11 protein-coding genes are annotated in these 11,996 nt (G+C 71.3%); 6 read left to right on the top strand and 5 right to left on the bottom strand.

Annotated features, from left to right (window positions below):
• The first annotated feature begins 122 nt into the window (after nucleotides 1-122).
• The 5 genes from ACF1G2_RS10345 to ACF1G2_RS10325 all read left to right on the top strand — a co-directional run bounded on the left by ACF1G2_RS10345 (nucleotide 123) and on the right by ACF1G2_RS10325 (nucleotide 6,284).
• The gene (locus ACF1G2_RS10345) at nucleotides 123-1,472 is read left to right on the top strand and encodes a DUF2252 domain-containing protein (protein WP_391797869.1); all 1,350 of its coding nucleotides are present in this window, start codon (nucleotides 123-125) and stop codon (nucleotides 1,470-1,472) included.
• 81 nt (nucleotides 1,473-1,553) lie between these two features.
• Nucleotides 1,554-2,243, top strand: coding sequence for a hypothetical protein (locus tag ACF1G2_RS10340; RefSeq protein ID WP_391797868.1), 690 nt, complete (start codon nucleotides 1,554-1,556; stop codon nucleotides 2,241-2,243).
• Between the two features lie 59 nt (nucleotides 2,244-2,302).
• On the top strand, nucleotides 2,303-3,118 hold the full coding sequence (locus ACF1G2_RS10335; RefSeq protein WP_391797867.1) for a DsbA family protein: 816 nt from the start codon (nucleotides 2,303-2,305) through the stop codon (nucleotides 3,116-3,118).
• A gap of 222 nt (nucleotides 3,119-3,340) precedes the next feature.
• On the top strand, nucleotides 3,341-4,990 hold the full coding sequence (locus tag ACF1G2_RS10330) for an alkaline phosphatase D family protein (RefSeq protein WP_391797866.1): 1,650 nt from the start codon (nucleotides 3,341-3,343) through the stop codon (nucleotides 4,988-4,990).
• 328 nt (nucleotides 4,991-5,318) lie between these two features.
• Entirely contained in the window at nucleotides 5,319-6,284 is a 966-nt protein-coding gene (locus ACF1G2_RS10325; protein WP_391797865.1) for a zinc metalloprotease, read from the top strand.
• Nucleotides 6,285-6,358: 74 nt separating this feature from the next.
• Here ACF1G2_RS10325 and ACF1G2_RS10320 read toward each other — a convergent pair whose 3' ends face one another.
• Complete coding sequence (locus ACF1G2_RS10320; RefSeq protein WP_391797864.1) at nucleotides 6,359-6,937, bottom strand: dienelactone hydrolase family protein; 579 nt, start codon at nucleotides 6,935-6,937, stop codon at nucleotides 6,359-6,361.
• Nucleotides 6,938-6,984: 47 nt separating this feature from the next.
• Here ACF1G2_RS10320 and ACF1G2_RS10315 point away from each other — a divergent pair, with 47 nt between their 5' ends.
• Nucleotides 6,985-8,091, top strand: coding sequence for a mechanosensitive ion channel family protein (locus tag ACF1G2_RS10315; RefSeq protein WP_391797863.1), 1,107 nt, complete (start codon nucleotides 6,985-6,987; stop codon nucleotides 8,089-8,091).
• A 92-nt stretch (nucleotides 8,092-8,183) separates the two neighbouring features.
• Here the strand turns inward: ACF1G2_RS10315 and ACF1G2_RS10310 are convergent, their stop codons facing one another.
• The 4 genes from ACF1G2_RS10310 to lspA form a co-directional block, all read right to left on the bottom strand.
• Nucleotides 8,184-9,770 carry a Na+/H+ antiporter gene (locus ACF1G2_RS10310; RefSeq protein WP_391797862.1) on the bottom strand — a complete coding sequence of 529 codons (1,587 nt, stop codon included), beginning with the start codon at nucleotides 9,768-9,770 and terminating at the stop codon, nucleotides 8,184-8,186.
• A 189-nt stretch (nucleotides 9,771-9,959) separates the two neighbouring features.
• Nucleotides 9,960-10,427 carry a GNAT family N-acetyltransferase gene (locus tag ACF1G2_RS10305; protein WP_391797861.1) on the bottom strand — a complete coding sequence of 156 codons (468 nt, stop codon included), beginning with the start codon at nucleotides 10,425-10,427 and terminating at the stop codon, nucleotides 9,960-9,962.
• Entirely contained in the window at nucleotides 10,424-11,365 is a 942-nt protein-coding gene (locus ACF1G2_RS10300) for an RluA family pseudouridine synthase (RefSeq protein ID WP_352190513.1), read from the bottom strand. Before ACF1G2_RS10300 ends, ACF1G2_RS10305 begins: the two co-directional genes overlap by 4 nt.
• 17 nt (nucleotides 11,366-11,382) lie before the next feature.
• The gene (gene lspA / locus ACF1G2_RS10295) at nucleotides 11,383-11,964 is read right to left on the bottom strand and encodes a signal peptidase II (protein ID WP_383221334.1); all 582 of its coding nucleotides are present in this window, start codon (nucleotides 11,962-11,964) and stop codon (nucleotides 11,383-11,385) included.
• Nucleotides 11,965-11,996 lie beyond the last annotated feature (32 nt).

The following is an 11,996-nucleotide window of genomic DNA, read 5'->3' as shown; positions in this document are numbered from 1 at the left end:
CGTGGAAGTCTACGTCTCCGGACTGACAGGCCGCGGGCACTCGGCGGTACCGTCGCCCGTTGGACGTCAGGGACGCCCTGTCCCAATTGTCATGAACAGTCTTTCACCAGGAGGCACCCTCGATGTCGGTCCCCCAGCCCACCGCCGCCGCGCGCGGTGAGCAGATCCTCACCGTCTTCGACACCGCCTTCGGAGAGCTCCTCGCGGCCGATCCGGCCGCCTTCCGCGTGAAGTTCCGGAAGATGGCCGGCTCCGCCTTCGCCTTCTACCGGGGCACGGCGTGCCTCTTCTACGCGGACCTGGAGGCGGAGCACGAAGGGCGGGCGGACGGGGGCGTGCCCGGCGGGCCGTATCTGGACGAGCGGACCGGCCGGGTGTGGATCCACGGCGATCTGCACGCGGAGAACTTCGGCACGTACATGGACGCCAACGGCCGGCTGATCTTCAACGTCAACGACTTCGACGAGGCGTACGTCGGCCCCTTCACCTGGGACCTGAAGCGGCTCTCCGCCTCGCTCGCCCTGATCGGCTACACGAAGGCGCTCAGCGACGAGCAGATCACGGAGCTGGTCCGGATATACGCCGCCGCCTACCGCGAGCGGGTCCACGCCCTGGCAACCGGAGCCAAGGACGACGAGCTGCCGCCCTTCACCCTGGACACCGCCGAGGGGCCCCTCCTGGACGCCCTGCGCGTCGCCCGCTCGCTGACCCGGTTCGGGCTCCTGGACTCGATGACCGAGATCCGCGAGTTCGAGCGCCGCTTCTCCTCCGGCGGCGGCTCGGTCGAGCTGGACGCGGCGACCCGCTACAAGGTCCTGGCGGCCTTCGACGGCTATCTGGAGACCCTGCCGGAGTCCTCGCTCGCGCGCCCCGACTCGTACCGGGTCAAGGACGTCGTGGGGCGGCGCGGGATCGGCATCGGCTCGGCCGGTCTCCCGTCGTACAACATCCTCCTGGAGGGCAACAGCGACGCCCTGGAGAACGACGTCGTGATCTACATGAAGCAGGCGCAGACGCCGGCGGTGTCCCGCCATGTCACGGACGCGGCGGTGCGGGAGTACTTCCAGCACGAGGGCCACCGCACGGTCATCTCCCAGCGGGCCCTGCAGGCGCACGCCGACCCGTGGCTGGGCTGGACGGAGCTGGACGGCTCCGGGCAGCTGGTCGCCGAGGTCTCGCCGTACGCGGTGGACCTGGACTGGTCGGACATCGACGACCCGGCGGAGATCGCGGCGACCGTGGCCGACCTGGGGCGGGCGACGGCGACGATGCACGCGGCGGCCGACGACTCCAGCGGTCACTCCCTGGTGCCGTTCTCCACCGAGCGGGCCATCGACGCGGCGATCGCGGCCGACGAGAACGGCTTCGCGGAGCTGCTGGTCGACTTCGCGCACGGCTACGGGGCACGCGCGCGTGCGGACCACCAGATCTTCGTGGACCTGTTCCGCAACGGCCGGATCCCGGGTCTGTAGGCCGGTCCGCGGCTCGGCGACCCTTCTCACAGCTCGCCCTTAGGGGCCTCTTACGGGCGGGCGTGGCAGACTTCCTCCGCTATGGACATATCAGGGACGCGGCTCAGGGGGCTGCGGGCGGCGCTCTTCACGGCACTGGTCGTGACGCTGTCCGCGGGCTCGCACGTGCTGCTGTCCCAGGTGCCGCTGCCCCTCCTCACCGTGGGGCTGCTCACGGTCGGCGTCTTCGCCGTCGCGTACGCCCTGGCCGGCCGGGAGCGTCGCTTCTGGCCGATCGCCGGGCTGCTCGTCCCGCTGGAGCTGGCGGCCGACACGGTCTTCACCGCCGGTCAGACAGTCTGTTACGGCCCGTCCGGCGGCCCGGTCGCCGGTTCGCTGCGCTCGGTGGGCGTGGACGTGCTGTGCGGCGGCGCCCTCGGCACTCCGCTGCCGGGCGTCGCCGCCCCCGAGGGCGGGACCGCGGCCGCCCTGCTGAGCTCCCCCGCCCCGGCCCTGCCGTGGCTGCTGCTCGCCGCCCATGTGTCGGTCGGCCTGTTCGCGGCGGCCTGGCTTCGGCACGGCGAGCGGGCGCTCGCCCGGCTGCTCTCCGCGGTGGCCGCCTTCGCGTTCCGCCCCCTGATGCTCGTCGTCGCGCTCTTCGGCACCCCGCGCGCGACCCGTGGGCGCGGCGGGCGCCCCCTGGACCGGCCGCGCCGGTCCCGTCGTACCCGCCTTCTCGTGCACTCCGTCGGACGGCGGGGACCGCCGCGGCCGGGCTTCGTCCTCGCCTGAGCCCTCGCAGTCCCCTTTTCGCCCTTTCCGGGCTTTCGACTCTCACGGAGATCACGATCATGAGCGCACGCAACAGCCAGTCCAACAAGGCTGCCGCCCGCGAGCGGCTGCGCGTCGAGCGCGAACGCCAGGCCAAGAAGGAGAAGGTCCGCCGCCAGGTGACCGTCGCCGTGTCGGCCGTCGCCGTCCTGGCGGTCGCCGGCGGAGTCGGCTACGCCGTCGTCCAGGCCAACAAGCCGTCCCACTGGGAGGCGGCGGCCGAGGCGTCGAACGTCACCGCGCCCAAGAACACCGAGGGCACGGACGGCACGACGGTCGTCGTCGGCAAGCCGTCCGCGAAGAAGACCCTGGAGATCTACGAGGACTCGCGCTGCCCGGTGTGCGCGCAGTTCGAGCAGCAGGTCGGCTCGACCGTCGACAAGGACGTGGAGGCCGGCAAGTACAGGCTGAAGTACGTCGGCGCCACCTTCATCGACAACGCCGACCAGGGGGAGGGCTCGAAGAACGCCCTCTCGGCGCTGGGCGCGGCGCTGAACGTGAGCCCCGAGGCGTTCATGAAGTACAAGGCGGCGCTGTACTCCACCCAGTTCCACCCGGAGGAGAGCCAGGACAAGTTCGCCAAGGACTCCTACCTCCTGGAGGTCGCGGACTCGGTCCCGGCGCTGAAGGGGAACGCGGAGTTCAAGAAGAACGTGGAGAACGGCACCTTCGACGCCTGGGCGATGAAGATGTCCGCCGCCTTCGACAAGAGCGGGGTGACCGGCACTCCGACGCTGAAGATGGACGGCAAGGCGCTGACGGTCGCGGGCAGCAAGAACCCGCCGCTGACGGTGGAGGAGTTCAACGCGGCGCTCACCCCGGCACTCAAGGGCTGACATCGGGCGACGGCCGGTTCGCCCGGCCGACGGTACGGGTCCGCGGGAGTTCGCTCCCGCGGACCCGCCGTTCGTCCGGAGGGTCCCAGGGCATCCGGACGCTCCCGATCCGTCCGGCCGGTCCCGAGGTGTCCGAGGGATCACGACCTCGGGGCGACGAGTGCGCGAACTTTCCGGATTTCGCCTGCCTGTTCGGCATACCGGTCAGTAATCTGACTGCCCGTGACCAGTCGACACATATCCTCCGCGCCCACCCGCCGCACCGTCGTGAAGGCCGCCGCCGTCACGGCCGTCGCCACCCCGGTCCTGGTGGGCGCCGCCTCTCCCGCGCTCGCGGGCTCCGAGGCCCCCGTCTTCCTCCACGGTGTCGCCTCCGGCGACCCGCTGCCCGACGGTGTCCTGCTCTGGACGCGCGTCACCCCCACCTCCGACGCCACGCCCGGCTCGGGCAGAGGCGCCGACGTCACCGTCGGCTGGGAGGTCGCCGAGGACCGGGAGTTCGCCCGGACCGTGGCCCGCGGCACCACGGCCGCGACGGCCGCCTCGGACCACACGGTGAAGGTGGACGTCCGGGGCCTGCGCCCCGCGACCGCCTACTGGTTCCGCTTCACGGCGGGCGGCACCGTCTCCCCCGTGGCCCGAACCCGCACCACTCCGGCGACCGACGCCGCCACCCCGGGCGTCCGGTTCGGCGTGGTCTCCTGCGCCAACTGGGAGGCCGGCCACTTCTCCGCGTACCGCCATCTCGCCGCCCGCGCGGACCTGGACGCGATCCTCCATCTCGGCGACTACATCTACGAGTACGCGGCCGGTTCCTACCCGGACGCCGCGTACTCCGTACGGCAGCACGAGCCGAAGCACGAGATCGTCTCACTCGCCGACTACCGCCTGCGGCACGCCACGTACAAGACGGACACCGACCTCCAGGCGCTGCACGCGGCCCACCCCGTGATCGCGATCTGGGACGACCACGAGGTGGCCAACGACGCCTGGTCGGGGGGCGCGGAGAACCACACGCCGGGCGCCGAGGGCGAGTGGGCGGCACGGGTCGCCGCCGCGAAGCAGGCGTACTTCGAGTGGATGCCGGTCCGCGCCTCCACCGAGGGCACGGTCTACCGGCGGCTGCGCTTCGGCAAACTGGCCGATCTGCACCTGCTCGACCTGCGGTCGTTCCGCTCCCAGCAGGCCAAGATCGGCAGCGGCTCGGTCGACGACCCGGAGCGCACGATCACCGGCCGCGCGCAGCTCGACTGGCTGAAGTCGGGGCTCGCGAGCTCGGACGCCACCTGGAAGCTGGTCGGCACCTCGGTGATGATCTCGCCGGTCGCCTTCGGCTCGCTGCCGGCCCAGCTCCTCGGTCCGCTCGCCGAACTGCTCGGCCTGCCGAAGGAGGGGCTCGCGATCAACGTCGACCAGTGGGACGGCTACACGGACGACCGCAAGGAGCTGCTCGCGCATCTGACGCAGCGGTCCGTACGGAACACCGTCTTCCTGACCGGTGACATCCACATGGCCTGGGCCACCGACGTGCCGGTGAAGGCGGCGACCTACCCGCTGTCGCAGTCGGCGGCGACCGAGTTCGTGGTGACCTCGGTGACCTCGGACAACATCGACGACCTGCTCCACGTGGCGCCGGGCACGCTCTCCCTGGTGGCCGCCGGGGCGATCAAGGCCGCCAACCGCCATGTGAAGTGGGTGGACATGGACAACCACGGCTACGGCGTCCTGGACGTCACGGCCGAGCACTCCCAGATGGACTACTACACGGTCTCCGACAAGACGAAGGCGGACGCGACGACCGCGTGGGCGCGCTCGTACCGGACGCGGAACGGAACCCAGCGCGTCGAGCGCGTGTACCAGCCGGTGCGATGAGATGACCGCAGGGTCGATTTTCGGCCATGATCCCTCCTGTTAACGGGAGATCACATCATCACGGCGGGTGGTGAGTCCGGGGCGATCGAATCCGGACACACCACCCGCCTCCGTCCCCTGGCTCGTTACGTCCGCGTCTCAAACTCCGGAACCGGCAAAAGTTCTTCTTCCTGATAACCCGGTTTGCCCCACGGATGATTGGGCTTGTTCCATGCTCAACAGCTTCTGACATGGACCCGTAATCTCCCCGCGGTGGCGAGGAATCCCCTCTCCACGAACCCCCCGCGAGGAGTCACCTGTGCGTGCTCTTGTTCGTATATCGCCGCGTATGTCACGTCGTCTGCTCGGCACCGCGGTCATGGCCGGAACTCTGGCCCTGGCCCCGCTCTCCGCCCCGGCGGCCGCCCCGGCCACCACCACCTCCGCCGCCGGCGTCTCCGCCGAGGAGTGCGCGGACGGTGCGGAGGCCCTCTCCGGCGCCCGCAAGTCCCGTGGCGCCGACAACCACGGCCACGAGCCCAACGAGCTCTCCGCCGCCCAGGCCAAGGCCATGGACGCGGACCTGAAGAAGAGACTCGAGTCGGTCCGCGCGAGCGGCATGAACGCCACCGCCGCCGTGGTGAACATCCCGGTCTACTTCCACGTCATCCACAGCGGCACCACCGGCAAGCTGAGCGCCACCGCGATCAACAACCAGATGGCCGTGCTCAACGCGGCCTACGGCGGCCAGGGCACCGGCAACGTGAACACCAACTTCCAGTTCACGCTCGCCTCGACCGACTACACGGACAACGCCACCTGGTACAACCTGTCGTCCGGCTCCACGGCCGAGAAGCAGATGAAGCAGACGCTGCGCAAGGGCGGCGCCGGCGCGCTGAACTTCTACACCGCCAAGCTCGGCGGCGGTCTGCTCGGCTGGGCGACCTTCCCGTCCTCGTACAACTCCAGCCCGTCCATGGACGGTGTGGTCGTCCTCGACTCCTCGCTGCCGGGCGGCTCCGCGGCCAACTACAACGAGGGCGACACCGCGACCCACGAGGTCGGCCACTGGCTGGGGCTCTACCACACGTTCCAGGGCGGCTGCAGCGGCAGCGGCGACTCGGTGAGCGACACCCCGGCCGAGAAGAGCCCGGCGTACGAGTGCCCGACCGGGCGTGACAGCTGCGCCAACAAGACCGGTGTGGACCCGATCCACAACTTCATGGACTACACGTACGACGCGTGCATGTACCAGTTCACCGCGGGCCAGGTCACGCGGATGGGCAGCATGTGGACCGCGTACCGCGCGGGCTGACACACCGCAGGACGTGAAGGGTGCGGCGGGAGAGCCCCCGCCGCACCCTTTCCGTATGTCCGGAACCCTCGGTCCTACAGGCTCTCGATGAACGCCAGCGCGACCGCCCAGGTCCGCTCGGCCGCCGCCTCGTCCCAGTCCGGCAGGTCCGGGTCGGTGAACAGGTGCCCGGCGCCCGGGTAGCGGTAGACCTCCACGTCCGCCCCCGCCTTCCCCATCCGCAGGTACCAGGACGTCAGCCAGTCGTGCGACTCGAAGGGGTCCGGGTCGGCGATGTGCAGCTGTACGGGAAGGTCGTCGACGGCCGCGCTCTCGGCGATGTCCGAGGTGCCGTGGAGCAGCAGCAGACCGCGCGCCTTCTCGTCCCCCAGGGCCAGGGTCTGCGCCACCGAGGCGCCGAAGGAGAAGCCGGCGTAGACGAGACCGCGGTCCGAGTAGGGCGCGGCAGCGAGGACGGCACGCCGCAGCAGCTCGTCCTTGCCGATCGACTTCTGGAGCTCCATCCCCTCCTCGACCGTCTCCGCGGTTTGGCCCCCGAAGAGGTCGGGCACCCGAACCTGATGCCCGGCGGACCGCAGCCGCTCGGCCGCGGACTCCACCGCCGGACGCAAGCCGTAGGTCGAGTGGAAAAGCATGATGTCCATGCGGTCCATCCTGCCAGCCGGGCCCACCGAGCCGGAGACACGGAGGTCTCGATCACATGGACACCGCGCTGCGCCCGCTCCTCGTCGTCGGAGGGGCGCTCCTGCTCACGGCGCTCGTCGGCTGGGCCGTCGACGTGCTGCTGCGCCGGGCCGACGCCCATCACCGCGAGACCCCGCTCTGGGGGCTGCTGCGCCGCTGCCGGCCACCGCTCCAGGCGGTCCTGCTCGCCTCGCTCCTGCGCGGCACCTACCGCCAGACGAAGTGGAGCCCGGTCGAGGAACACGCGGCGGGCATCGGCCAGATCCTCTCCCTGATCCTCATCGGCTCCGGCGCGTGGCTGGTCATCCACATCGCCTCGGCCGTGGTCGAGGCCACCTTCGCCCGGTACGCCTCCGCCACCCGCGACCCGGCCCGGGTCCGCCGGGTGCGCACCCAGGTCACGCTCATCACCCGCATCGTGACGGCGGTCGTCGCCGTGGTCGCCGTGGCCGCGGCGCTGCTGACCTTCCCCGCGCTCAGCACCGTCGGGACCTCGATGCTGGCCTCCGCAGGCATCATCGGCATCGTCGCGGGCGTCGCCGCCCAGTCCACCCTCGGCAACCTCTTCGCCGGCTTCCAGATCGCCTTCGGCGACATGGTGCGGATCGGCGACACCGTGGTCGTCGACGGCGAGTGGGGCGTGGTCGAGGAGGTCACGCTGACGTTCCTCGCGGTACGGACCTGGGACGAGCGCCGGATCACCATGCCGGTCTCGTACTTCACCGGCAAGCCCTTCGAGAACTGGTCGCGCGGCGGGGCGCAGATGACGGGGGCGGTCCTCCTCCATCTCGACCACTCCGCGCCACTCGACGCGATGCGCCTGAGGACCGAGGAGATCCTGGCGCAGTGCCGGGCCTGGGACGGCCGCGACTGGAGCCTGGCGGTCACGGACACCACGCCCAGCACGATCCAGGTACGGGTGGTGGTCACCGCCAAGGACGCGGACGACCTCTGGACGGTGCGGTGCACCGTGCGGGAGGGCCTCGTGGCCTGGCTGGCGGAGAAGCAGCCGCACGCCCTGCCGCGGATCGCGACCTCGTCCGCGGTGCCGTCGCCGCGCGTGGCGGACCATCCGGCCGTGTACACCAACGGCGACGAGCCCACGCGGACCGGCCGCGGCTGAGAGCGGGAGAGCCGGGAGCATGAGAACCGAGGGCGGGAGCGGGAGCGGCGGGACGGCCGGAGGTCCGGTACGGCGGCGCGAGCGGTCCCGGGTCACCGCATGCTGCGGACGTCCAGCTGGCGCAGCACCCGGTCCACCACCTCGGGATCGGCGCCCGGCTCGCTGCGCGCCGCGAGCACCTCGTGCCGGGCGGCCGACATCATCTCCCGCTGGATCCGCTGGACGGCCTTGAGGCGCCCGGCGCGCTCGACGAAGGCGGCCCGCCGTTCCTCGTCCACCATCTCCGGGCTGATCCGCGCCCCGATGTCGAACGCCCCGCGCTGGAGCCGCTCCTGGACCTCCTCCGGCAGCTCCTCGAGCTCCTCGATCTGCTTCAGCCGGCGCCGGGCCGCCTTGGCCGCGCGCAGTGCCAGCTCGCGTTCCAGGGCCCGTTCGGCGTCCGTGTCGGCCTGCACGCCGAGCCGCCTGACCAGCCAGGGCAGGGTGAGCCCCTGGAGCAGGAGTGTGACCATGATCACACAGAAGGCGATGAAGATGATCTGGTCCCGCGCGGGGAACGGCGAGCCGTCGTCCGTACGGAACGGAATGGCGAGAGCGAGCGCCACGGACGCCACTCCGCGCATTCCGGCCCACCACATGACGACGGTCTCCCGCCAGCTGACGGGGATCTGCTCGTCGTAGTCGCGCCGGGTGTGCAGCCGCTTGGCCAGCCAGGTGGCGGGCAGCAGCCACAGCAGCCGTACGCCGATCACGACACCGGCCACGACCGCGCCCCAGCCGAGCATCTCGCCGAGCCGGTTGTCGGCCGTGCCGAAGACGTTGTGGAGCTCCAGGCCGATGAGCCCGAAGGCGATGCCGGTGACGAGGGTGTCGACGATCTCCCAGAAGGTCTGTCCGGCGAGCCGGCCCATCACGTCGTCGGCGTCGAGCGCGTTCTCCGCGAGATAGAGGGCGACGACCAGCACGGCGAGGACGCCGGAGCCGCGCAGCTCCTCGGCGAGGACGTAGGCGACGAACGGGACGAGGAGGGTGAGCCCGGTCTGCAGGGTGGCCTCTCCGAGGATCCCCATGAGCTTGTTGCTGAGCCAGCCGAGGACGAGCCCGACGGCGACGGCCACCACGGCGGAGAGGACCAGTTCCAGGCCCGCGCCCTCCCAGCTGAAGCTGCCGCCGACGACCGCCGAGATCGCCACGTGGTACAGGACGATCGCGGTGACGTCGTTGAACAGCCCCTCCCCCTCCAGGATCGAGATCAGCCGCCGCGGCAGCCCGAGCGACCCGGCGACGGCGGTCGCGGCGACCGGGTCGGGCGGGGCGACGAGGGCGCCGAGCGCGACGGCGGCGGCGAGGGGCAGCCCGGGGACGAGCGCGTTCGCGGTGGCGGCGACGGCGGCCGTGGTGACGAAGACCAGGGCGACGGCCAGCAGGAAGATGGGCCGCCGGTTGGCCGCGAACTGCCGCCAGGAGGTGCGCTGGACCGAGGCGTAGAGCAGCGGTGGCAGGACGAGCGGGAGGATGTACTCGGGCGGGATGTCGACGTTCGGTACGAAGGGCAGGAACGCGAACACGACTCCGACGACGGTCATGAGCACCGGGGCGGGCAGTCCGAGCCGGTCCCCGAGCGGCACCGTGAGCACGGCGCCGAGCAACAGCACGAACAGCAGGGCCAATTGGTCCACGGGGGCGCCCTTCCGGCCTGGCGGCGGGCAGGCACGGTCGATGATCGGACCTCAACCCTGCCACGCCGGGGGACGAATCACCCCGGACCACCCCATGTGCCCCTGCACCCCGCCACCGGACCGGACCGGCTGGACCGGACCGATCGGAGCAGGGCGCCGCCCGCCAAGCCCCAGGGGGTGTCTCGCCTCCTAGAGCGCCCGCCGCATCGCGCGGTGCGGGATGCCCGCGTCCGGGAACTCGGGGCCGTACACCTCGTAGCCGAGCCGCTCGTAGAAGCCGAGCGCATGGGTCTGGGCGTGCAGGTCGACGGCCGTCAGGCCACGCGCGCGCGCCGCGTCCTCGATCGCGCGGACCAGCGCCGCGCCGACCCCGAGGCCGCGCGCGGCCTTGGAGACGGCGAGCCGGCCGAGCGAGCCGACCGAGGCGTCCCCGCCGGTCTTGCCCAGCGCGTCGGCTCCGTGCAGCAGCCGGCCGGTGCCCAGCGGCAGCCCGTCCTCGCGCACGGCGAGGACGTGGACGGCGGTCTCGTCGTAACGGTCGTACTCGATGTCCTGCGGCACGTTCTGCTCGACGACGAAGACCTCGCGGCGCACCGTGAAGCAGGCCTCCCGGTCGTCCGGGCCGATCGCCTCGCGGACCGCGTATCCGGTGCTCATGCGCTCTCCGCCGCGATCCGGTCCAGGGCGTTCTGCAGGTCCGCCGGGTACGTGCTCTCGAACTCGACCCAGCGCCCGTCCGACGGGTGCTCGAAGCCGAGGCGCACGGCGTGCAGCCACTGGCGCGTCAGTCCGAGCCGCTTGGCCATCGTCGGGTCCGCGCCGTAGGTGAGGTCGCCGACGCAGGGGTGGCGGTGGGCCGACATGTGCACGCGGATCTGGTGCGTACGGCCGGTCTCCAGCTTGATGTCCAGCAGCGAGGCCGCGCGGTAGGCCTCGATCAGGTCGTAGTGCGTCACCGAGGGCTTGCCCTCGGCGGTGACGGCCCACTTGTAGTCGTGCTGGGGGTGTCGCCCGATCGGGGCGTCGATCGTGCCGCTCATCGGGTCCGGGTGCCCCTGGACCAGCGCGTGGTAGCGCTTGTCGACGACCCGCTCCTTGAACTGCGCCTTGAGCAGCGTGTACGCCCGCTCGGACTTGGCGACGACCATGAGACCCGACGTACCGACGTCGAGGCGGTGCACGATCCCCTGGCGCTCGGCGGCGCCGGAGGTGGAGATGCGGTACCCGGCGGCGGCGAGGCCGCCGATGACCGTCGTCCCGGTCCAGCCGGGGCTCGGGTGCGCGGCGACCCCGATCGGCTTCATGATCACGACGATGTCGTCGTCGTCGTGGATGATCTCCATGCCCTCGACAGGCTCGGCCACGATCTGCACCGGAGCCGGGGCGCCGGGCATCTCGACCTCGAGCCAAGCGCCGCCGCTGACCCGCTCGGACTTGCCGACGACGGCGCCGTCGACCTGGACCTTGCCGGAGGCGGCCAGCTCCGCCGCCTTCGTGCGGGAGAACCCGAACATCCGGGCGATGGCGGCGTCGACGCGCTCGCCCTCCAGGCCATCGGGAACGGGCAGGGTGCGGATCTCGGGACTCGTACTCACCCGTCGAGTATGCCTTGTCAGTCCTTGTGGACGGTGCCGTCGGGGTCCAGGCCCCGGAACGACAGGATGACGATCAGGAAGCCGCCGCAGACGATCGCCGAGTCCGCGAGGTTGAAGACGGCGAAGTGCGCGGGCGCGATGAAGTCCACGACCGCGCCCTCGAAGACGCCCGGCGAGCGGAAGATCCGGTCGGTCAGGTTGCCCAGGGCACCGCCGAGCAGCAGACCGAGCGCGACCGCCCACCACGTGCTGTACAGCTTGCGCGCGAGCCGGATGATCACCACGATCACCGCCGCCGCGATGAAGGTGAAGATGATCGTGAAGGCCTCACCCATGCCGAAGGCGGCGCCCGGGTTCCGGATCGCCTCGAACCTCAGCACGTCACCGATCACCTGGATCGGCTCGTGGCCCTCCAGCTCGGCGACCACGAGCATCTTGCTTCCGAGGTCGAGCAGATACGCGAAGAGCGCCACGACCAGCAGCGCGACGATCTTGCGCCGGCCCTTCGGCCGCTCGTCCGCGACCGGGGCGGCGGCCTCGCCGCCCGAGCCGTCCGCGTCTGAATCCGGCGTACCGATGATGCGCTCCGCCTCTGCCACGTGAGTCCCTCAACCTAGGTGCCCTGACTGTG

It is taken from the genome of Streptomyces sp. NPDC013457 (assembly GCF_043089925.1).
Taxonomy (GTDB): domain Bacteria; phylum Actinomycetota; class Actinomycetes; order Streptomycetales; family Streptomycetaceae; genus Streptomyces.
Note: the sequence above shows the minus strand (reverse complement) of the source record. Positions and strands in the feature narration are given on the sequence as shown.

Bases quoted from the DNA above. Each gene is read 5' to 3' on its own strand.
- ACF1G2_RS10345 (WP_391797869.1), top strand. From the start codon at position 123: ATGTCGGTCCCCCAGCCCACCGCCGCCGCGCGCGGTGAGCAGATCCTC.
- ACF1G2_RS10340 (WP_391797868.1), top strand. From the start codon at position 1,554: ATGGACATATCAGGGACGCGGCTCAGGGGGCTGCGGGCGGCGCTCTTC.
- ACF1G2_RS10335 (WP_391797867.1), top strand. From the start codon at position 2,303: ATGAGCGCACGCAACAGCCAGTCCAACAAGGCTGCCGCCCGCGAGCGG.
- ACF1G2_RS10325 (WP_391797865.1), top strand. From the start codon at position 5,319: ATGTCACGTCGTCTGCTCGGCACCGCGGTCATGGCCGGAACTCTGGCC.
- ACF1G2_RS10320 (WP_391797864.1), bottom strand. From the start codon at position 6,937: ATGGACCGCATGGACATCATGCTTTTCCACTCGACCTACGGCTTGCGT.
- ACF1G2_RS10315 (WP_391797863.1), top strand. From the start codon at position 6,985: ATGGACACCGCGCTGCGCCCGCTCCTCGTCGTCGGAGGGGCGCTCCTG.
- ACF1G2_RS10305 (WP_391797861.1), bottom strand. From the start codon at position 10,427: ATGAGCACCGGATACGCGGTCCGCGAGGCGATCGGCCCGGACGACCGG.